The organism is Stenotrophomonas sp. HITSZ_GD (assembly GCF_029543105.1).
Lineage (GTDB): Bacteria > Pseudomonadota > Gammaproteobacteria > Xanthomonadales > Xanthomonadaceae > Stenotrophomonas_A.
The window spans coordinates 1-20,907 of sequence record NZ_JARQXB010000027.1; the positions used below are offsets into that span (position 1 = coordinate 1).

Sequence of the window (20,907 nt, forward strand, 5' to 3'; positions counted from 1 at the left end):
CTTTCGGGACCGTAGGCGACATGGATGTCGCCTACGAGCCTCCATGGATGGATTCACGGCGTGTCCCGAAAGGGCCCACCGCGCCAGCCTCACGAAGCCCGTGCAGCCAAGCCCGCAACCCGGTCCACATCCGAAGCGACCCACCCGAAAAAAAACACAAAAAAAACACCTTCAAAAGCCACCAGCAAACATCACCCCGCATCGAACCCCTCGCGATCCCGCCTGCGCCGCGTCGTGCGCTGGAAGAACAAGCTGTTGGGAATCTGCAGCACGCTGCCTTCCTCGGCCTCCTGCAGCGTGGTGTAGATCAGGTTGATGTCCACCACCTTGCCCTTGAGCCCCGGCTTCTCCCCGTTCTCCAGCAGCTCGATATGGTCGTGCAGCCGGAACGGCCGCGTGGTCACGATGAGGAACGTGCAGAAGATGTTGGACAACACGCTCCACGCCGCGAAGAACGCCACCGCGCCTACTGCCGCGAAACCGGTGAAGGCCGTCCACAGCACCGCCGGCGTCACGCCTAGCGCGTAGAGGATCGCCAGCAGCGCCGCCACGCTGATCAGCACGCTACCGGTGCGCCGCACGCCGATGTCGATTTCCGGCGGCAGCGCGTACTTGCGCTCCAGCCGGCGGATCAGCTGGCGCAGGATCGCCCGCGCCAGCAGCGCCAGTCCCACGATCAGCACGATCACCAGCGCCGTTTCCAACGCAGCGGCCAGGCGGCCTTCCATGCGCGGAAACACGCTGCGGATCAGGGCGAACGAAAACATGCGCGGCACACCTTGAAAGGGCTTGCATTCTAGCCCCTCGCGCGCGACAGCCGCTCGGCCATCTCCTCGCGCATCAGGTACTTCTGCGCCTTGCCCGTGATCGTCATCGGGAAGGTATCGACGAATTCCACGTAGCGCGGCACCTTGTAGTAGGCGATGCGATCGCGGCAATACGCGCGCACCGCCTCGGCCTCGAGTTGCGCGCCCTCGCGGCGGCGTATCCATGCGCAGACTTCCTCGCCGAACTTCTCGTCCGGCACCCCGAACACCTGCACCTCGGCGATGTCCGGATGCCCGTAGAGGAACTCCTCGATCTCGCGCGGATAGATGTTCTCCCCGCCGCGGATCAGCATGTCCTTGAGCCGGCCGACGATGCGGCAATAGCCTTCCTCGTCCAGCGTGGCCAGGTCGCCGGTGTGCATCCAGCCCTCGGCATCCAGCGCCTCGGCCGTGCGCGCCGGGTCGTGCCAGTAGCCGCGCATCACCGAATAGCCGCGCGTCTGCAACTCGCCGGTTTCACCGCGCGCCACCACGCGGCCTTCCTCGTCGACGATGCGCACCTCCACGTGCGGATGCACGCGGCCCACCGAATCCACCCGCCGTTCCAGCGGGTCGTCCGGGTGGGTCTGGAAGCTCACCGGGCTGGTCTCGGTCATGCCGTAGGCGATCGTCACCTCGTCCATGTGCATGCGCGAGACCACCTGCCGCATCACCTCCACCGGGCAAGGCGAACCGGCCATGATGCCGGTGCGCAGCGTGGACAGGTCGAACTCATCGAAGCGCGGATGCTCCAGCATCGCGATGAACATCGTCGGCACGCCGTGCAGCGCCGTGCAGCGCTCCTGCGCCACGGTGCGCAGCGTGGCCAGCGCGTCGAAGCCTTCGCCCGGCACCACCATGCAGGCCGCGTGCGTCACGCAGGCCAGGTTGCCCAGCACCATGCCGAAGCAGTGGTAGAAAGGCACCGGGATGCAGAGCCGGTCCTGCGGGCCCAAGCGCATCTGCTCGCCGATGAAATAGCCGTTGTTGACGATGTTGCGGTGGCTCAGCGTCGCCCCCTTGGGCGAGCCGGTGGTACCGGAGGTGAACTGAATGTTGATCGCCTCGTCCGCATGCAGCGTGGGCTGCAGCGCACGCACGTGCGCCAGTGCCGCCTCGTCGCGGCACAGCGCCACGTCGTTGAAGCGCCACATGCCGGGCAGGGCGGGCTCGTCGCCCAGCAGCAGCACGTGGCGCAGGGCCGGCAACGCGGCGGCATGCAGCGCGCCCGGGGCGGCGTGGGCCAGCTCCGGTGCGAGTTGCGCGAGCGTGGCGACGTAGTCGGACGTCTTGAACTGCCGCGCCATCACCAGCGCGCGGCAGCCGGACAGGTTGAGCGCGTATTCCAGCTCGTGGCTGCGATAGGCGGGATTGATGTTGACCAGGATCAACCCGGCGCGCGCGCTGGCGAACTGCATCAGTACCCATTCGGCGCGGTTGAGCGACCAGATGCCTATACGGTCGCCCGCTTCCAGCCCCAGCTCCAGCAAGCCGGCGGCCAGCCGCGTCACCGCCGCATCGAGGGTGGAGTAGTCGATGCGCACGCCTTGCGCGGGGGCCACGAGCGCGGGACGGCCCGGCCATTGCCGCGCCACGCGCGCGAGCAGGCCGCCGACGGTCTCGTCCAGCAGCGGCGGGTGCTGGCTGCCGATGACGTGGCTGGGGCGGGTGTCGGGCATCGAGGACATGGCGGGTGCGAGCAGGGGAGAGCAGCCCGACCATAGAACGCGCGCGCGTTCCTGCCAACTTCCCGCGCGCCCCTCAGGCGGCCTGCGGCGGGCCGTTCTCCAGCGGCGCGCCGGCCTGCAGCCGGCGCAGCGCCGCGTGCAGGCGCTCGCGCATCCACAGCGGCCACTCGTCTTCGCACAGTCGCCAGGGCGAGGTGGCGTCCACGCGCACGCACCACTGCCACTGCGTCGCCTCGGCGTGCACCTCCAGCGCCCCGCCGGGCAGCGGCACCTCGCAGTGGTGGGGGCATACCAGCATCAGCATGCCAAGCAGGGGCAGGGCCATGGTCGATCCTTCGGGGCCGCGGCGGGGGCCACGTCGTCGCCAGCTTGGATGCCGCCGGTGTCCGGAAGGTTTAAACGCCTTCTTGCGATACGGGCTTTAAACCTTTCCGCGCCCCGGCACATCCAAGGGATATGCTCGACGCCACCGTGCCCTCTTCCGCCGCCGCCACTGCCATCGGCCCCGATGACGACAGCCTCGCCCGCGCCGCCGCGGGCGGGGACCGGCAGGCCTACGAGTGCATCTACCGCCGCCATTCGCCGCGGTTGTACGCGGTGGTGTGGCGCCTGTGTGGCGGCCAGGCGGCGCGCGCCGACGACGTGCTGCAGGACACCTTCATCCAGGCCTGGCGCGCGCTGCCGCAGTTCCGCTTCGAAAGCGCGCTGTCCACCTGGCTGCACCGCCTGGCGGTGAACACCGCGCTGATGGAACTGCGCGCGCGCAAGGCCGAGGGCGAGCCGACCGACGAGGCCGTGCTGGCCGACCTGCCCGCACGCGAGGCCTGCCCGACGCAGCGCATCGACCTGGAGCGCGCGCTGCACACCCTGCCGCCGCGCGCGCGGGCGGTGCTGGTGCTGCACGACGTCGAGGGCTGGAAACATCACGAGATCGCCGAGGCGCTGGACATGGCCGTCGGCAGTTCGAAGGCACAATTGCATCGCGCACGCGGACTGCTCCGCGCACGCATGGGAGAAGCGGCATGAACCATCCCTTCCACGACGAAGACCACGACCTGCAGGCGCGCCTGCGCGCGCTGCCCGACCAGCGCATGCCGCCGCCCGCGGTGTGGGACGGCATCCGGGCGGCGATCGGCGAGGCGCCCGCGCCGGCCGCGCGGCCGGCGCTCGCGATCGCGCCGGTCGCTCGCCGGCCGGCCACCCGGCGGCGCTGGCGCCTGCCGGCCAGCCTGGCCGCCGCCGCCTCGCTGGCCGCGCTCGCCGTGCTGCTGTGGCCTTCGCGCATGTCGATGCCGCAGGCCCCCGCGCCGGCGCAGGTCGCGCAGGCACCGCAGGACACGCCGCTGCTGGCGCAAGCCGACGCCTTGTCCCTGGAGTACCAGCGGGCGATGGCCACGCTGCCGCGCGTGCCCACGCCGGCGGAGCTGCAGCCGGCGTTGCACACGCTGGACCAGAGCGAAGCGCAGATCCGCGATGCCCTGCGCCAGCAGCCCGATGCCGGCTACCTGCTCGGCCAGCTGCGCCGTACCTACGACAAACGCCTCGAACTGACCCGCATGGCGGCGCTCGCCTTGCCGGCCAGCGCGACCTGATTCCGACGCATACCGCAACACGATGGAGCCCATCCGATGAAAGCCTTGCCGGTTACCGCCTTCCTGATCGCCGCCGCCATCGTGGCCGGCCCCGTCGCCGCGCAGACCGCGGTCAACCAGAGCCACCCGCTGTCCTCGGGCGGGCGCGTGGAGATCGACAACGTCGCCGGCGAGGTGCGCGTGCGCGGCTGGGACCGCAACGAGGTCAGCCTCACCGGCGAACTCGGCCCGGGCCAGCGCCTGGAAGTGCAGAGCAGCGCCAACCGCGTGCAGCTGCGGGTGGTCTACCCGCAGAACCGCAGCTCGGACGGCGCGCAGCTGGAACTGCGGGTGCCGCGCGGCGTGGACCTGCAGGCGCAGACGGTGAGCGCCACGTTGGACATGTCGGACGTGGACGTGAAGCGCCTGCAGGCGCAGACGGTATCCGGCAGCCTCACTGCGCAGGGCAAGGCGCGCGAATCGCAGCTGTCCACGGTCAGCGGTTCGCTGACGTCGCGCGTGGCCACCGAGCGCCTGCGCGCCAATACCGTCAGCGGGCGGTTGCGCGCAGAGGGCGGGCCTAGCGGCGACGTATCAGTGCAGACGGTGAGCGGCAGCATCGGGCTGCAGGCTGGCCAGGTCTCGCGGCTGCGCGCGGAGACCGTCTCCGGCAGCATGGACCTGGGCGTGGCGCGTTTCGCGCCCGGCGGGAGCATCGACCTGCAGACGGTGAGCGGGCGCATCGACCTGGGCCTGCCCAAGGACGTGTCAGCCCAGCTGCGCGTGGAAACCTTCAGTGGCGACATCCAGAGCGATGCCGGCGAAGTGCAGCGCCCGGAATACGGGCCGGGCCGTCACCTGGACGTGCGCCTGGGCGGCGGCAACGGCGATATCGACATCAATTCGCACTCGGGATCGGTGCGGGTGCGGCGCGGCGGCTGAGCGCCGCCGCCGCAGGGGAACCGTGGCGCCGGCTCAGTCGGCGTCGTGGTCGTTGGCCGGGCGGCCGGGACGGAAGAAGGTGGGCAGCACCTCGATGCGGCCACCGGACTTGCGGAACGCGGCCAGGTCGGCGGCGATACGCTCGCGGTTGAGCGGCTGGGCCTTGCCATCGCCGCGCGACACGGTGGGCTGGACCTTCTGCTTGCTGGAACGTGGCATGGAACGTTTCTCCTGTGGGGCAGGGACGCCGGCGAAACAGGCCGGCAGGAGCGGGGCCGGGCCTTGGGGTGAAGCCGGGCCGCCGGCGAAGGCCGGCAGCGGGCGCAAGGCGGGGTCACGCTGAGGGGACGCCGTGGCGTCGGCGGCGCACGCAGGCGCCGTGGGCCATAGCCTACGCCGATGGGTGTAGAGGTTCGTTAATCACCACCTGAATGGGCCACTGGCGCGGGCGTGCGCGCCGGTTCAGGCGCCAGGCGCGGCCGAAACCTGGCCGATGCGGCCGAGGTAATCCAGCTTGCCGATCGACACGCCCTGGTGGCGCAGGATCGCGTAGGCGGTGGTGATGTGGAAGAAGAAATTGGGGAGCGCGAACTCGGTGAGGTAGCCGCCGTTGTCGAAGCGCGCCTGGAACTGGCCGAACTTCAGCACGATCTCGCGCTCGGTGGCGAACGCCTCGGCGGGGACCGATTCCAGGTAGGCCAGGGTCGCATCGATGCGCTGGTGCAGTTCGGCGAAGGTGCGCTCGTTGTCCTCCATCCGCGGCGCGTCCACGCCGGACAGGCGCTGCACGGTGAGCTTGGCGGTGTCGCAGGCGCGCTGCACCTGCGCCGAGAGCGGGTACATGTCATCGGCCAGGCGCGCGTCGATCAGCGTGGCCGGGTCGCGCCCGTGCGAGGAAACGTGCGCCTTGCCCTTGTCGAGCAGGTGGGACAGCTGGCGCAGGCCGTGCGCGAGCACGGGCACGGAGGCCTGGTAGTAGGACAGCGACATGGCGGGCGACCCGGGACGGAAGGAAGGCCGCAGCATAGCCGGGCTACCGCCGGGTGGCGGCGCCACCGGCCGGATGCTGTGTCGCGTCGATCAGGCGGCCGCCAGCGCCAGCCCCCGCACCACGCCGAACGAGGGATCGCCCAGCACCGCCTGCGCCCCGGGGAAGCAGTCCATCACCCGCTGGCGCACGTAGCCGGCCCGCGACATGCCGCCGGTGAGGAACACCACGCCCGGCACGTGGCCGATGTCGGCCACGACCTGGCGCAGCAGCGCTTCCAGCTCGTCCAGGTAGGGCCCGGCCGCGGCCACCAGCGCGCGGTCGGCGATATCGGTGCCCAGCCCAGCCTCGATGAAATCCAGCGATTCGGCGTGGCGCGCCGCATCGCTCAGGGCGATCTTGCTGCGCTCCACCGCGCGGTACAGCCGCGCCGTGTTGCCGGCCTCCTGCAACGCGCGCAGGCGCGCCTCGAACGGGTCCGGCACGCCCTCGTAGCGATGCTGGCGGAAATCGCGCTGGCGCGGCAGGTCCTGCACCATGGCCGCTTCCACGTAATGGTGCGCCGGCACGCGGGTCAGGCCGCGCCCGAACAGCGGCATGAAGCCGGCCAGGCTCAGTGCCAGGTCGATGTCGGTGCCGCCGCGCGCGATACCCCAGGCGCGATGCACTTGCGGCGCGCTGTCGCCCCCCACGCTGGCGTGGGCGATATCGGTGGTGCCGCCGCCGATGTCGACGATCACCGCCTCGTGGCGCTGCGTGCTGCCAGCGTGGTGGTGCATCGCCGCCGCGGCTGGTTCCTCCAGGAACTGGATGTCGTCGAAGCCGGCATCGCGCGCGGCGGCATGGAGGATTTCCAGCGCCTGCGCGTTGCCGGCCTCGCCGATGGAACTGCGGAAGCGCACCGGCCGGCCGATCAGCGCGCGGCGGATGTTGTGGTCGAACTGGCGCGAGGCGGTGAGGCGGATGTGTTCGAGGATGTGGCTGGCGATGCCGGTGATGGTCTGGCGCGCGCGCGGATGCAGGCTGTAGCCGAGCATCGACTTGGGGCTCTGCACCAGGTTGCCTTCGTTCTCCAGGAAATAGGCTTCCAGCGCCTCCTCGCCATACACCGCGTTCTGCAGCAGCGCCGCCGAGCTGGCCGGCTCGCGTACCGAGTGCTCCATCCAGTCGCGGCGCACCACGCGCACGGCGTCACGGCGCAGCGCGGCGTCCTCGCGCGGGCGGCCGGCGGCGAGCGCATCGCGGCGCCCGGCGTCCACCAGCCGCTCGACCTCGTGTTCCATGGCCGGGGTCAGGGCGAAGTCGTTGGGGTCGCGCATCACTTCGGGGAAATACACCGTGGTGCGGAACTGCAGCGCTTCGCCGTGCGCGGCGGGAAAGCGCACCGGTGCGACCTCGCCGCCGATCACCGCGGCGGCGGCGGAGTTGCTGGTGCCGAAGTCGATGCCCAGGCGCATGGGAAATCCGGAGAAACTGCACGGCCACGCCGCGGGCCGCGCATTCTACCGGCATGCGCGGCGCGGTGCGCCGGCGTGCTCAGGGCCTGGCCGCTTCAGTTCTCCTGCGCGGCGCGCTCCATTGCCTCGCGTCGCGCGCGCCATACTTCCGGCGTCTGCGGCTTGATGAACAACGCCACCAGTTCCGGATGCGTCTGGCGCGCGGCAGCTTCGATGCGCCCGATGCACGCCTCGATCTGCGGCGTGGTGCGGCTGTCCTCGAATTCCGCGCTGAGCGTGGCCACCACCTGGTTGGGCCCCATCTGCATGGTCAGCACCCCGTTGGCGGCGCGCACGTCCGGGTCGCGCGCGGCGATGGACAACAGCGATTCGGCCACGCGCGGGTGCGCCGGTTCGCCGATCAGCAGGCCCTTGGTCTCGCGCGCCAGCAGGAAGGCGGTGAACGCCAACACGGCGGCGATGCCGATCGAGGCCACGCCGTCGAGCTGCGGCATGTCCAGCCACTGCGCGCCGAGCAGCCCGGCGAAGGCGAACAGCAGGCCGAGCAGGGCGGCGCTGTCCTCCAGCAGCACGGTGAACGTGCTGGGGTCCTTGCTCTGGCGGAATGCTTCGAAATAGCCGAGCTTGCCCTTGCGGCGGCGGAACTCCCGCAGCGCCACCCACCAGGACGTGCCCTCGAAGACGAAGGAGATGGCCAGCACCGCGTAGGCCAAGCCGTGGCTGCGCGCCGGTTGCGGGTGGCGCAGGTGCTGCACGCCTTCGTACAGCGATACGCCCGCGCCCATGGAAAACACCAGCAGGGCGACGATGAAGCTCCAGAAATACAACTCGCGCCCGTAGCCGAAAGGATGCGTCGGCGTGGGCCGGCGCGCCGCGCGGCGCAGGCCATGCAGCAGCAGGACTTCGTTGATGGTGTCCACCAGCGAATGCACGCCTTCGCTGAGCATCGCCGAACTGCCGGAAATGCCGGCGGCGATGAACTTGGCAATGGCGATGCCGAGGTTGCCGACAAGCGCGACATAGACGACGAGGCGGGAGCCGTGCGGAGCGCTCACGGGACATTCCAGGCAGGTGGGGCGTCACGATGATCCGGCGCTGCGCGTGCCGGCGATGTGTACGCCACTGCCCGTGGCGGGTGCGGTTTGCCGGGGAGTCGGTTCGACGCCGCGCCGCGCGGCCCGGCGCCTTACAATAGGCCGCTTTCCCCCGGTAATGTCGCGATGTCCAACGTCCCCGCGTGTCCGCAATGCTCGCTTGAAAACACCTACGCCGATGGCGCGCTGTTCGTGTGCGCCGATTGCGGCCACGAATGGAGCGTGGGCGACGCCGCCGCCGAGGCCGGCGTGGTGGTGCGCGATTGCAACGGCAACGTGCTGTCCGCCGGCGACACCGTCACCGTGATCAAGGACCTCAAGGTCAAGGGCGCTTCGATCCCGCTCAAGCAGGGCACGGTGATCCGCAACATCCGCCTGATCGAGGACGACGCCGAGCACATCGAAGGCCACTCGGACAAGATCAAGGACCTGGTGCTGAAGACGATTTACCTGCGCAAGGCCTGAGCCTGGCGCCGCGCCGCTCAGCGCGGCGCTTCGGGCGGATCCGAATCCAGCACCTGCACCGGTGCGCCGGTGGTTTCCGGCAGGATTGGCTGGTCGGTCGCCACCAGTACCACGCCGGGGACCAGCAGCGGCAGCACGTTGGCGAGGAATCCGTTGGGCACCTGCAGGCGGCCCACGGTGTCGGCCTCGAGCGCGGCGCCGGCGTTGGCTTCGCCGGGAATGCCGATGCGCATCCAGTTCGGCATGCGCTGCCCGGGCAGGCCGGGGAGCTCGCCCGGCAGGAAGCCCTGGCCGACGATGAAGGCCTGCGTCCCCACCGGCGTGCCCGTCGCATCCGCGCGCAGCGCGATGCGGGCCCGCCCGATCTCCACGCCGTTGCGGAACACCAGCAGTTGCTGGTCGGCGGTGCTCATCACCATCGACACCGGCCCGCTCGGCGAGAGCAGGGGCTGCCAGGTGTAGGCCTCGCCGTTGCCCAGCGGCAGCATCGCGCGCTCGGCGCCGGTGAGCGGGTCGATCGGGCTGACCGCGCGCGGATGCACCACGTCCTCGCCGCTCACGCCGGCCTCGGACACCACCACCACCATGCCCATGTTCGAGTTGTCGAACAGCAGGCGCGCGAACTCGGTGGGCAGGTGCACGCAGCCGTGGGATTCGGGATAGCCCGGCAGGCCGCCGGCATGCAGCGCCACGCCGCCCCAGGTCAGCCGCTGCTGGTAGGGCATGGGCGCGTTGTCGTACTCGTTGGAGTGGTGGTCCTTGTCTTTCTGCAGGATGGTGAACACGCCCGTCGGCGTCTCGTAGCCCTTCTTGCCGCTGCTGATCGTGCTGACCCCGATCAGGATGCCGTTGCGGTAGGCGTAGGCGCGCTGTTCGGTGAGGCTGACGATCACCGCCATCGGCCCCCAGCCCTTGCTGACACCGCCCCAGATCCATTCGCCGGGCTTGAGCGCGGCCGCCGGCGTATCGGCCGGGCTGGACTGGCGCGCGCCCCACGTCGGCACGGCCCAGGCGCAGGTGGCGGGCAAGGCGAGCGCCAGGGCGAGGGCGAGCCGGGGCAGTCGGGGCATGGCGGTTCCTTCGCGGGAGACGCGCCGATCCTAGCAAGGGCCCGCTTGCGGCGCGCGCGAGGCAGCTTATGATTCCGCTGCGCGGCCGGGGATGGCAGCGTCCAGGGGGAAAAGACAGTGGGAAACTCCGTTGTTCGCGCCGCGCGCACGTGGTGCGCGCTGCTGTGCGTATTTGCCTTCGTGGCGCCCGCGATGGCGCGCATGCAGCTGGTGAAGCCGGGCGAGATGCCGGTGCTGGCACCGGACGAAGGCATGGTGCTGATGGCCGTCGATACCAGCCAGACGCTGGAGCGGGTGACCCTCAACAAGGACGGCCAGGTATTCGGCGCCGGCGTGATGACGCAGATCCAGCCCGGCCGCAGCTACCGCCTGTACGTGGCGCCGGTAGGCGACTACGCGTGGAAGAAGATCACCGTGGCGTCGAACGCTTCGGTCTGGTTCGGCTTCAACCTGGAGGACTCGGAGGAGTTCCGCTTCCGCGTCGAGCCGGGCCGGATCACCTATCCGGGCGACCTGCTGTTCCGGCCGACCGGGGTCTGGCGGGCCGACACCGGCATGGTCAATCGCGCGCTGGCAGCCATGGACTGGCTGCAGGCGCAGCATCCGGGCCTGCAGCAGGTGCCGTTCGCCTATTCGGGGCACTATCCCGATCCCTTTCCGGCGTTCTACCGCCAGGTGCAGGCGACGCACAACGTGCCGGCCAGCGAACCGGTGCTGGCCGCGCCGCCGGCGCCGGGCAAGCTGCCGGTGGCTGCCGACGTGCTGCTGCGGCCGGGCCGGCTGCGCGCGGCCTACCTCAACCCGCGCGGCGACCTGTTGGCGATGGAAACGTGGGAAGGCAAGGACAAGTGGCAGATCGAGCTGATCGACCTGCTCGATTCCACGCGCACGGTGCTGGCCACCAGCGTGACGCCGTTCGATGACGTGCGCTGGTCGGGCAGCGATGCGCTGCTGTTTTCCGCGCGCGTGGTCGGCGGCCACCTGGAGCGCGTGCTGCGCACCACGCGCGATGCCGGCGGCAAGCGCCGCTGGTCGGTGATCCAGCTGCCCAGCGGCGGTACCGTGCTGGACGTGCTCGACGACCAACCGGACCTGGTGCTCTACGTGAGCTTCGACAGCCACGGCGATCCCCTGGTGCGCTACCTGCCCATCGGCAGCCAGGCCCTGGTGGACGCCGACCGCCCGCGCATGCGCGACCGCTTGAACGTGGGCCTCACCGACGACGTCAACTGGATGGCCGACGGGCGCGGCCAGCTGCGGCTGGCCACGGTCAAGCGCGATGACGACTACGTGCTGATGCATCGCCGCGGCGGCGAATACAGCGAGGTCATGCGCTTTGCCGACATGCAGGATTTCGAGCCGGTGGCGCTGTCCTACGAGGGCGAGGAAATCTACGCCATCACCGACAAGGATCGCGGCCAGCGCGACCTGGTCGCCTACGACATCGCCAGCCGCAAGATCACCCGCACGCTGTTCTCCAAGCCGGGGGTGGACGTGAAAGCGCCGATCTTCGGCCCGCGCCGCGAGGTGGTGGGCGTGCGCTATTACCGCGACGGCCATCTGCTGAGCGAATATTTCGGCGCCGGCGATGCGCGCCTGGCCGAGTCGTTGCGCGCCGCCATGCCCGATCGCAACGTGGTGGTGGTGGACCGCAGCCGCGACGGCCAGCAGGCGGTGGTGTGGGTGGACGCCGGCGACCAGCCCGGCCAGCTGTATCACCTGGACGTGCAGAAGCACACGATGGCGCTGCTGGCCGAGGACCGCCTGTGGCTGGAGAAGGTGCCGCTGGCGCCCACGCGCCTGGTGTCCTACCGCAGCCGCGACGGGCTGCCGTTGCAGGCCTTCCTCACGCTGCCGGCGGGGCAGGGCAAGCGGCCGCTGGTGGTGATGCCGCACGGCGGCCCGATCGGCGTGGCCGACAGCCTGGCCTTCGACGCGGAAACCCAGTTCCTCGCTTCGCTGGGCTACGCGGTGTTGCGGGTCAATTTCCGGGGTTCGGAGGGCTACGGCCGCGCGTTCCGCGAAGCGGGCAAGGCCGGCTTCGGCACGCTGATCGAGGACGACATCGACCTGGCGATCAACAAGGTGCTGGCCGAACAGCCGGTGGACGGGCAGCGCATGTGCGTGGTGGGCGGCAGCTATGGCGGCTATTCATCGCTGGTGATGGCGATGCGCTGGCCGGAGCGGTTCCGCTGCGTGGGCTCGATCGCCGGCGTGTCGGACCGCATCCTCCTCTATACCGCCAGCGACAGCGGGCGCACCGCCAAGCTGCGTGCGGAGCTGGAGCGCTACCTGGGCGATCCGCGCACCGAGGCCGCGCAGATGCAGGACACCTCGCCGCTGTACCACTACGAGCGCATCAAGACGCCGGTGCTGCTCGCGCACGGCCTGGAGGATCGCCGCGTGGACTACGAGCACATGCGGCGCATGCAGCGCCTGCTGGTGGCCGGCGGCAACACGCCGGTGGGGATGACGTTCGAGAAGGCCGGCCACGGTTTCGACGAGGACGACGAGATCCGCCTGTGGACCGGCGTGGCCGGTTTCCTGCAGGCGCACCTGGAGGCCGCGCCCGCCAAGCCGGCCAGCGGCGCGCCCTGAGGCGCGCCGCGACGGCTTACTTCCCGGCCTGGGCCAGCGTCGGGTAGTCGGTGTAGCCCTTGGCGCCGCCGCCATACAAGGTGGCGGCATCCACCTCGTTGAGCGGGGCATCCAACTGCAGGCGCTCGACCAGGTCGGGGTTGGCGATGTACGCGCGGCCGAAGGCCACCGCGTCGGCGTAGCCGGAGGCGATTGCCTGTTCGGCCATCGCCTTGTCGTAGCCGTTGTTGGCGATCCACGCGCCGCGGAACTTCGCGCGCAGCGCGGCGTAGTCGAACGGGGCCACGTCGCGCGGCCCGCCGGTGGCGCCCTCGATGACGTGCACGAACGCCAGCCCTTCGATCGCGTCCAGCCGCTCCACCGCGCGCTCGAACAGCGGCTGCGGGTTGGAATCATGCGCGTCGTTGACCGGCGTCACCGGCGACAGGCGCACGCCGGTACGGCCGGCGCCGATCTCCTCGGCGATGGCCTGCGTCACCTCGGCCAGCAGGCGCGTGCGGTTCTCGATGCTGCCACCGTAGGCGTCCTGGCGGTGGTTGCTGCCGTCGCGCAGGAACTGGTCGATCAGGTAGCCGTTGGCCGCGTGGATTTCCACGCCGTCGAAGCCGGCCTCGATGGCGTTGCGCGCGGCGCGCACGTAGTCGGCGATCAAGCCGGGGATTTCCTCCAGGGCCAGCGCGCGCGGCTCGGACACATCCTCGAAGCCCTGCGCGGTGAAGGTCTTGCCCTCCGCGCGCAGCGCGCTCGGCGCCACCGGCACTTCGCCCGGCGGCAGCAGGCTGGTGTGCGAGATGCGCCCGACATGCCACAGCTGCACGATGATGCGGCCGCGGCGTGCGTGCACCGCCTCGGTGACGCGCTTCCAGCCTTCCACCTGCGCCGGCGTGTGGATGCCGGGCGTGTCGAGATAGCCCTGGCCGAGCGGGTTGATCTGGGTGCCCTCGGCGATCAGCAGGCCGCCGCTGGCGCGCTGGGCGTAGTACTCCACGGCCAGGGGGTTGGGCACCTGGCCGGCGACGGCGCGGTCGCGCGTGAGCGGGGCCATCACGATGCGGTTGGCCAGGGGGATGTCGCCCAGCTGCGTGGGCGTGAACAACTGCTGGGAAGTGGAAGTGGAAGCGGGGGCGGTGTCTGCCATGGGAGGGGTCCGGGGGGAAACAGGCGCCCATGATGCCCACGCGCCGCGTGCGCGTCGCGTCGCAAGCGTAGGAAACTGTTTCCCGCCGCGCGCGAACCGCCGCTCAGCGCGAGGACAGCGAGCCGGCGCGTTCCAGCCGCTGCAGACCGTCGAGCTTGGCCTGGTAGCGCGTGCGGTCGTTCTCCGGGCCCAGGTCGCGCGCCCGGCGCATCTCGCGCTCGGCCAGCCGCGCATTGCCGCTCAGGAAATAGGCCCGCGCCAGGCCGAAGTGGAACTGGTGCGCGGCGGGGTGCAGCGCCACCGCGCGGCGGTAGTGCGAGATCGCCTGGGCGTAGTCGCCGCCGCTCTCCGCCTGGCGGCCCATCATGAAGTGGTAGAACGGATCGACCGCACGGATGTCCTCCAGCCGCTTCAACGTGGCATCGGCGGCCGCCGTGTTGCCCAGGCGCCGGTACAGGTTGATGGTGTTGGACAGGCTGGCCACGTGCGCCGGGTTGAGCTGCAGCGCCTGCGCGTAATCCTGGCCGGCGGCGTCCAGATGCCCTTCGCGCGCTTCCAGCACGCCCAGGTTGTTCCAGATGTTGGGCAGGGTGGCATCCATGCGCAGCGCCTGCTGGTAGTACTGCCGCGCCGGGCCGTTCTGGCCGGCGGCCATCAGTTCGCTGCCGCGGTTGTTGTAGTAGTGCGCGAACAGGCGCTGGTCGCTGATCACGCGCGGGCCGCGGCGGTCCATCAACACGCTGGCGTCCAGGTCCACGGTGCCGTTGCGGCCGTCGATGCGTACCTGCGCGTTGACATGGCCGAAGTTATAGATCGTGCGCTGGTCCTGCCACCAGCTCAGCACCTGGCCCACTTCCTGCGGGCGCGCGGTGATGCCCGCCTCGCGGGCGAGGGCGACGAAGAACAGGGTGAACGACAGGCAGTTGGCGCTGCGCAACTGGTAGGTCTCGGCCACCGAGTGGGTGGCCTCGGTGGAATAGCGCAGCGCCAGCGCGTCCTCGTCGAAGATCAGATGCACCAGCGCCTGCACGCGGTCTTCCTGCGCGCCGTAATGGGTGACCTTCTGCCGCAGCAGCTGCTTGAGCTCCGGCGGCACCGCCAGCAGCGTATCGGGCGAGGGGGGCGGCAGCACCGCGGCGTCGGCCGCGGCGGCGGGGGCATCGCCGGCGGGCAGCGTGGGCGTGGCGCCGGCCACGGACAGTTCGGCCGGCGGCGGCGCGGCCGGTGCGGTGGCGAGCGCGGCGGCCAATGCGAAGGAAAGCACGATGCCCATTGCAGTCTCCCGCGACGGTCGGGCCGTCGCCCTGGTGCTGCCGGCAGTGTATGCCTGTTTGGCAAAGGTGGCGCAGGCGCGGATGGTGCAGCGCGCAACACATGCGCTCTGCTAGTATCCGCGCCCCTCCCACGCGGCGGCGCAGTGCCGGCATGAGCCGATGAACCGGCAGTTCCTCTACCTGTCCTCGGCCGAGGCGCAGCTGTCGCTGGGCTTTGGCGAGGCGCGCGCGACCGAGCGCCTGTTCTTCGCGCTGTTGCCGCCGGCGGCGGTGGCCGAGGCCGCGCACGCGGTGGCCGCCGCGCTGCGGGTCGAGTTGCCTTCGGCGCGCCTGATCGCCCGCGAACGCCTGCACGTGACCCTGCATTACCTCGGCGAATACGCCGGCCTGCCGCCCTCGCTGCTGGCACGCGCGCAGCGCGCGGCGCAGGCGTTGCGGATGGCACCGTTCGCGCTGGCGCTGGACCGGGTGGGCAGTTTCGGCGGGCCGCGCCGCGAGCGCCCCGGCGTCGCGCTGGGCGATGCCGCCGGCACCGCGGGCGCGCACGAACTGCACCGTCGCCTGGCCTCCGCACTGGCCCACGAAGGATTGTCGGGCGATACGCGCTTCACCCCGCACATGACGCTGCTGTACGACCGCCACGGCATCGCCGAGCGCCCGCTGGCCACGCCGCTGGCCTGGGAAGCAAACGAACTGGTGCTGCTGCGCAGCGTGCGCGGCCAGGCGCACTACCGCGAGGAAGGGCGCTGGCCGCTGGCCGGCTGAGCGGCTTGGCGCGGCCTGCGCGCGGCGCTAGGCTGCGCGCATGGTGAGCGCGTCGATCCAATCCATCGTGCCGTTGCCGCTGCAGCCGGCGCAGTGGGAGGCGCTGCAAGCGGCTTACGCGCAGCCGCCGCGCGCCTATCACCACTGGGGTCATATCGAGGCTGTGCTGCAGGGCTACGCCGAGGTCGCCGCCTGCCCGGGCTGGCGGCAGCCGCGCGAGGTGGCGCTGGCACTGCTGTTCCACGACGCCATCTACGAGCCCGGCCAGCGCGACAACGAGGCGCGCTCGGCCGAACTGGCACGCACGACGATCCCGCGCTGGTGGCCCGACGCCGGCCTCGACATCGCGCGCGTGGCCGAGCTGATCCTGCTCACCGCGCGGCATGGCCAGCTCGCCCCGGCCGACGTGGATGCCGACGCGGCGCTGATGCTCGACTGCGACATGGCGATCCTCGCCGCACCGCCGGCGCAGTTCGACGCCTACGACCAGGCCATCGCCGAGGAATACCGCGGGCACGTGCCGGGCTTCCTGTATCGCATCAACCGCCGCCGCTTCCTGCGCGGCGTGCTCGAACAGCCGCGCATCTTCCTCAGCGACTGGTTCCATGCGCGCTGCGATGCGCAGGCCCGTGCCAACCTGCGCCGCGCCATCGGCTGAATGCCGGCGCGCGCCGCGGTGGCCGGTCACGGCGCGATGCGGGCGAGTGGCTAGAATGTGCGCCTGCCGTGCTTCCGCGTCGCCATGCCCGATCCCGCCGCCGTTCCCGCCGACGATCCGCGCCCGCAGGCGCCGATCGAGCCCGCGCCCAACGAATGCTGCGGCAGCGGCTGCCCGTTGTGCGTCTACGACCTCTATGCGGAGGAAGTGGCACGCTACCGCGAGAAGCTGGCGCAGTGGCGCCAGCGCCATCCCGATGCCGAATGAGCCCGCCCGTGGCGCACGGCCACGTCCATCCCCCTTCGACGACCTTCCCATGCCGCTTCGTGACCTGATCCGCGTCCTGCCCGCCGCGTTCGCGCTGGCCCTTCCCGTGGCCATGGCCGCGCCCGCCGGCACCGCCACCCCGGCGCCGGAGAAGGTGTCGCACGGCCGCTTCGAGAACGTGCCGGTGTTTCGCCCGCAGGGCGAACCGCAGCGGGTCGTGGTGTGGTTCGCCGGCGGCGCGCGCGACGCGACCGCGCGCGAGCGCCAGGCCGAGGCGCTGCGCCAGGATGGCGCGCTGGTGGTGATGGTCGACACCGCGCACCTGTACGCGGTGCTGGGCAAGGACACCGGCAAGTGCGTGTTCGGCTCCGGCGACGTGGAGAACTTCTCGCGCTATGTGCAGGCCTACCTGCACATCCCGACCTACCGCCTGCCGTTGCTGGTGGGCGATGGCGAAGGCGCGGCGCTGGCCTACGCGGTGGCCGCGCAGGCGCCGGCCAACGTACTCGCCGGCGTGCTCACCGACGACCTGTGCCCGGCGAGCGTGCCGGAACGGGCCATCTGTGGCGCCGGCGTGGCCGCCGGCGGCGCGCTGCAGCCGGTGAAGCTGCCGGTGCCGTGGCTGGCCGCCCAGGCCGCGCCGGGGGCGCGCTGCGACAAGCCGGCGGCCGAGGGCTTCGTCGCCGGCGTGGCGCAGGCGCGCGTGCTCGAACGCAACGCGCAGGGCGACCTGCTGCCGGGCCTGCGCGCGGCGGTGCGTTCGCTGGGCAGCCAGCGCGGCGTGAGCCTGCCGGCGCCGCCGGCCGACCTCAAGGGCCTGCCGATCGTCGAGGTGCCGGTGCAAGGCAGCGCACGCGGCCCGGCCGATACGTTCGCCATCTTCGTCTCCGGCGACGGCGGCTGGGCGGGGTTGGACAAGCAGGTCGCCGCCAAGCTGGCCGAGGCCGGCATCCCGGTGGTGGGCGTGGATTCGCTGCGCTATTTCTGGAGTGAGCGCACGCCGCAGGGCTTCGCCACCGACCTGGACCGCATCGCGCGCTTCTACGCGCATCGCTGGCAGCGGCCGAAGGTGGTGCTGATCGGCTTCTCGCAAGGCGCCGACGTGCTGCCAGCGGCCATTGCGCATCTGCCGGCCGCCACGCGCGACAGCGTCTCGCTCACCGCGCTGCTGTCGGTGGGCAAGCTGGCGGACTACGAATTCCACGTGAGCAACTGGCTGGGCGCGAACAACGACGGCCTGCCGATCGCGCCGGAGATCGCCAAGCTCGATCCGACGCGCACGCTGTGCATCTACGGGCAGGCCGACGCCGACACGCTGTGCCCGCATCTGCCGGAGAAAGCGACGCGGCGTTTCTCCTTGCCGGGCGACCATCACTTCAAGGGCGACTACGCCACGCTGGCGCAGACCATCCTGCGCGAACTGGGGAATACGCCGGCGCGCTGAGGGCCTCGTGCGAGGGAGGGCGGTCGCGGCCCACGCCGCGTCCACCGGGCGGTGACGGCAGGGCGGCCCGGCACGGGCCGCCGCGGCTCAATCCCGATCGCGTCGCTTGGGATCCAGCGAAATCAGCCGCGTCACGTCCAGCAACGCCGCCGGCAGGTGCATGCCGCCGGGCGCGGCCAGGTAGCGCGGCCGCCACTGCGGCATGAACTTGGATTTGAACCGGCGCAGCCCGCTGAAGCCGTAGAAGCGCTCGCCATGCCGCACCACCACGTTGGCGAAGCGGGTCCAGCGCCCGGCCAGCCGGTGCTGCGCCATCCCCGACAGCGGCGCCATGCCCAGCGAGAAGCGCTGGAAGCCGTTCGCCGCGCCCCACAGAAACAACTCGACGAACAGGTAGTCCATCGTGCCCTTGGGCGCCTCGTCGGTGTGCCGCATCAGGTCCACCGACAACTCGCCGCCGGCCGGCGCGCGCCACACGTTGGCGAAGGCGACGATGCGGCCCTCGAACTCGACCACCGCCACCGGGAAGCGCACCAGGTACGCCGGATCGAAGCTGCCCAGCGAGAAGCCCTTTTCCTCGCCGGCCTTGTCTTCCAGCCACTGCCGCGAGATTTCCTCCAGCCGCGGCAGCACCGGCGCCACCGCTTCGGGCATCAGCATGCGGAAGCTCAGGCCGCTGCGCTTGCCGCGGTTGAAGGCCTGGCGCAGTTCGGCGCGTTCCTTGCCTTCCAGCTGGAAGCCGGCGATCGGCACCACCGCTTCCTCGCCGAGCTTGACCAGGGTCAGGCCCATGTCCAGATAGGTCTGCCAATGCTGGTCGCCCACCTGGTAGAACACCGGGCGCAGGCCCAGCCGGTCGGCTTCCTCGCGGAAGCGCCAGATCAGCTCGCGCGCGACCTCCGGCGGGCCGACCGGATCGCCCATCGAGATCAGCGAGCCGCCGTAGCGCTGCATCATCACGAAGCCACGTTGCGCCTCGTCGCGCAGCAGCGCCTTGTCGCCGGTGAGCACCAGCGAGGCCTGCGTGTCCGCGCCGCCGGCCAGGATCGGCGCCAGCGCATCGAGTTCGGCGTCGGTGGCCGGCGCCAGGGGGCGCCGGGTGCTGTGCAGCAGCCGCGCCAACCCGAAGGCGATCACCGCCACCGCCACCAGCAGCAGCGCGCGCAATGCGCGCGGCGCGTTGCCGGAAATGGCGAACTGCCACCACAGTTCGCGCTGGTATTCGACGTGGCTGTAGACGAAGAACAGCAGCCAGACCGTGGCCACCAGCACCAACCCGAGGTTGCGCAGCCACGGCCAGGACCAGGCCTCGTCCAGCAGCGCGCCTTCGCGGTAGAACTCGCGGCGCGACACCCACAGCGCCAGCGCGACCAGCAACGCGCTCAGCGACACCGGCACATGGCCGCCGCGCAGCCACGCCGGCAACGGCAACGCCAGGCAGATCGCCAGCGCCAGCACCCATGCGGCGTGGCTGCGGCGCTGCAGGCCCTGGCCGATCAGCAACAACGCCACGCCGCCCAGGCTGGCGAGCAGGTGCGAGGTCTCCACCAGCGGCAGCGGCGCCACGCCTTCCCAGCGGTGCGGCATCGGCAGCGTGCCTTCGATGACCAGGGCCGCGCCCATCGCGAACACCGCGATGGCGATGATCTGCGGCAGCCAGGGGCGCAGCGTCAGCCACGCCGCGCGCGCGGCCACGGTGCCGCGCGAGACCGGCCGGCGCAGGCCGGTGGCCGCGGCCATCAGCAGCGCCAGCAGCATCGGGAACACGTAGTAGGTGATGCGATAGACCAGCGCGGCGGCCAGCAGCGCGGCCGGCGCCACGCCCGGCAGCAGCTTGAGCAGGCTCCACTCGAACACGCCCAGCCCGGCCGGCACGGTGGACAGCAGGCCGGCGACCACCGCCACCAGGTACAGGCCGACGAAGCCGATGTAGTCGGTGCCCGGAATGGGGGGCAGCAGCACGTACAGCGCCGCGCTGGCCAGGCCCAGTTCGACCACGCTCAGCACGGTGACGCCGAGCACGGTGCGGTAATCGGGCAACCACAGCGCATGCGCGCCGATGCGCAGCGTGCGGCCCTGGCGGCCCACCGCCAGCAGCATCAGCACGAAGCCGGCCAGCAGCGCGATGCCGATCGCCTGCACCGCGCCTGCGCCCACCGGCAGCGCCAGCGCCGCGGCGGCCGGCTCCAGCAGCAGCGCCAGGCCGAGCAGCACCCAGGCGCCGAACACGAAGCCCAGCGTGCTCACCAGCACCACCTGGCCGATCTCGCCCAGGTTCAGCCCCACCTGTCCATAGCCGCGCAGGCGCACCGCCCCGCCGGTGAGCGCGGCGAAGCCCAGCGTCTGCCCGACGGTGTGCGCCAGGAAGGCGGTGATGGCGATGCGCGCCGGATGCAGGTGGCGGCCGCTGCGGTGCAGGCCAATCGCGTCGAACAGCACCAGGCAGGCGTAGCTGCTCAGGCCCAGCACGAGGGTGAGCACGACCTGGCCGACGCCGATGTCGCGGAACGCATGGCGGATCGCCGCGTAGCCGTGCGTGCTGAACTCGGCCGACAGCGCGCGCAGCGCCATCGCCAGGATGACCAGGCTGATGACGACGGGCAGCGCCCGTCGCCAGCCACTTTGCGGTGCTGCCGCCGCGGCGGCTGCGGGGTCCGTCATGTGCGCGAATCTCGGCGGGGA

20 protein-coding genes are annotated in these 20,907 nt (G+C 71.2%); 9 read left to right on the plus strand and 11 right to left on the minus strand.

Annotated elements, in window-relative coordinates:
• Window positions 1-191: 191 nt before the first annotated feature.
• The 3 genes from P6166_RS16740 to P6166_RS16750 form a co-directional block, all read right to left on the minus strand.
• Window positions 192-728 (minus strand): mechanosensitive ion channel domain-containing protein, encoded by a 537-nt coding sequence (locus tag P6166_RS16740; protein WP_277765596.1) that lies wholly within the window; start codon window positions 726-728, stop codon window positions 192-194.
• Between the two features lie 68 nt (window positions 729-796).
• Window positions 797-2,485, minus strand: a complete 1,689-nt coding sequence (locus P6166_RS16745) for an AMP-binding protein (protein ID WP_277765597.1) — start codon at window positions 2,483-2,485, stop codon at window positions 797-799.
• A gap of 82 nt (window positions 2,486-2,567) precedes the next feature.
• A complete protein-coding gene (locus P6166_RS16750; RefSeq protein ID WP_277765572.1) occupies window positions 2,568-2,819 on the minus strand; it encodes a hypothetical protein in 252 nt (83 codons plus the stop codon).
• Between the two features lie 131 nt (window positions 2,820-2,950).
• Here P6166_RS16750 and P6166_RS16755 point away from each other — a divergent pair, with 131 nt between their 5' ends.
• The 3 genes from P6166_RS16755 to P6166_RS16765 are packed head-to-tail and all read left to right on the plus strand — an operon-like array spanning window position 2,951 to window position 5,007.
• Window positions 2,951-3,520 (plus strand): RNA polymerase sigma factor, encoded by a 570-nt coding sequence (locus tag P6166_RS16755; protein WP_277765573.1) that lies wholly within the window; start codon window positions 2,951-2,953, stop codon window positions 3,518-3,520.
• A complete protein-coding gene (locus P6166_RS16760) occupies window positions 3,517-4,086 on the plus strand; it encodes a hypothetical protein (protein ID WP_277765574.1) in 570 nt (189 codons plus the stop codon). The genes P6166_RS16755 and P6166_RS16760 overlap by 4 nt, the downstream gene beginning before the upstream one ends.
• 36 nt (window positions 4,087-4,122) lie before the next feature.
• Entirely contained in the window at window positions 4,123-5,007 is an 885-nt protein-coding gene (locus P6166_RS16765) for a DUF4097 family beta strand repeat-containing protein (protein WP_277765575.1), read from the plus strand.
• A gap of 33 nt (window positions 5,008-5,040) precedes the next feature.
• On the opposite strand, the gene P6166_RS16770 is transcribed toward P6166_RS16765, so the two are convergent.
• The 4 genes from P6166_RS16770 to P6166_RS16785 form a co-directional block, all read right to left on the minus strand.
• Window positions 5,041-5,226, minus strand: a complete 186-nt coding sequence (locus P6166_RS16770) for a hypothetical protein (RefSeq protein ID WP_277765576.1) — start codon at window positions 5,224-5,226, stop codon at window positions 5,041-5,043.
• 243 nt (window positions 5,227-5,469) lie between these two features.
• Window positions 5,470-5,997 carry a DUF1993 domain-containing protein gene (locus tag P6166_RS16775; RefSeq protein ID WP_277765577.1) on the minus strand — a complete coding sequence of 176 codons (528 nt, stop codon included), beginning with the start codon at window positions 5,995-5,997 and terminating at the stop codon, window positions 5,470-5,472.
• A gap of 90 nt (window positions 5,998-6,087) precedes the next feature.
• On the minus strand, window positions 6,088-7,452 hold the full coding sequence (locus P6166_RS16780) for an Hsp70 family protein (RefSeq protein WP_277765578.1): 1,365 nt from the start codon (window positions 7,450-7,452) through the stop codon (window positions 6,088-6,090).
• A 95-nt stretch (window positions 7,453-7,547) separates the two neighbouring features.
• Window positions 7,548-8,507, minus strand: coding sequence for a cation diffusion facilitator family transporter (locus tag P6166_RS16785; RefSeq protein WP_277765579.1), 960 nt, complete (start codon window positions 8,505-8,507; stop codon window positions 7,548-7,550).
• Window positions 8,508-8,672: 165 nt separating this feature from the next.
• Between P6166_RS16785 and P6166_RS16790 the strand changes: the two genes are divergently transcribed.
• Window positions 8,673-9,011 carry a zinc ribbon domain-containing protein YjdM gene (locus tag P6166_RS16790; protein ID WP_277765580.1) on the plus strand — a complete coding sequence of 113 codons (339 nt, stop codon included), beginning with the start codon at window positions 8,673-8,675 and terminating at the stop codon, window positions 9,009-9,011.
• Window positions 9,012-9,028: 17 nt separating this feature from the next.
• On the opposite strand, the gene P6166_RS16795 is transcribed toward P6166_RS16790, so the two are convergent.
• Entirely contained in the window at window positions 9,029-10,081 is a 1,053-nt protein-coding gene (locus P6166_RS16795) for a L,D-transpeptidase (RefSeq protein WP_277765581.1), read from the minus strand.
• 117 nt (window positions 10,082-10,198) lie between these two features.
• On the opposite strand from P6166_RS16795, the gene P6166_RS16800 reads away from it, so the two are divergent.
• Window positions 10,199-12,679, plus strand: coding sequence for a prolyl oligopeptidase family serine peptidase (locus P6166_RS16800; protein WP_277765582.1), 2,481 nt, complete (start codon window positions 10,199-10,201; stop codon window positions 12,677-12,679).
• A 16-nt stretch (window positions 12,680-12,695) separates the two neighbouring features.
• Here the strand turns inward: P6166_RS16800 and P6166_RS16805 are convergent, their stop codons facing one another.
• Together P6166_RS16805 and P6166_RS16810 are read right to left on the minus strand one after the other, a co-directional pair.
• Window positions 12,696-13,817, minus strand: coding sequence for an alkene reductase (locus P6166_RS16805; protein WP_277765583.1), 1,122 nt, complete (start codon window positions 13,815-13,817; stop codon window positions 12,696-12,698).
• Between the two features lie 103 nt (window positions 13,818-13,920).
• Window positions 13,921-15,090: a tetratricopeptide repeat protein gene (locus tag P6166_RS16810; protein WP_277765584.1), complete on the minus strand. Its 1,170-nt coding sequence runs from the start codon at window positions 15,088-15,090 to the stop codon at window positions 13,921-13,923.
• A 160-nt stretch (window positions 15,091-15,250) separates the two neighbouring features.
• On the opposite strand from P6166_RS16810, the gene thpR reads away from it, so the two are divergent.
• From thpR to P6166_RS16830, 4 genes are all read left to right on the plus strand, one after another.
• Window positions 15,251-15,856, plus strand: coding sequence for an RNA 2',3'-cyclic phosphodiesterase (gene thpR / locus P6166_RS16815; RefSeq protein WP_277765585.1), 606 nt, complete (start codon window positions 15,251-15,253; stop codon window positions 15,854-15,856).
• Between the two features lie 55 nt (window positions 15,857-15,911).
• Complete coding sequence (locus P6166_RS16820; protein WP_277765598.1) at window positions 15,912-16,514, plus strand: hypothetical protein; 603 nt, start codon at window positions 15,912-15,914, stop codon at window positions 16,512-16,514.
• An 84-nt stretch (window positions 16,515-16,598) separates the two neighbouring features.
• On the plus strand, window positions 16,599-16,781 hold the full coding sequence (locus tag P6166_RS16825) for an oxidoreductase-like domain-containing protein (RefSeq protein WP_277765586.1): 183 nt from the start codon (window positions 16,599-16,601) through the stop codon (window positions 16,779-16,781).
• A 112-nt stretch (window positions 16,782-16,893) separates the two neighbouring features.
• Window positions 16,894-18,225 (plus strand): AcvB/VirJ family lysyl-phosphatidylglycerol hydrolase, encoded by a 1,332-nt coding sequence (locus tag P6166_RS16830; protein WP_277765599.1) that lies wholly within the window; start codon window positions 16,894-16,896, stop codon window positions 18,223-18,225.
• 87 nt (window positions 18,226-18,312) lie between these two features.
• Here the strand turns inward: P6166_RS16830 and mprF are convergent, their stop codons facing one another.
• Complete coding sequence (gene mprF / locus P6166_RS16835) at window positions 18,313-20,886, minus strand: bifunctional lysylphosphatidylglycerol flippase/synthetase MprF (RefSeq protein WP_277765587.1); 2,574 nt, start codon at window positions 20,884-20,886, stop codon at window positions 18,313-18,315.
• Window positions 20,887-20,907: the final 21 nt, after the last annotated feature.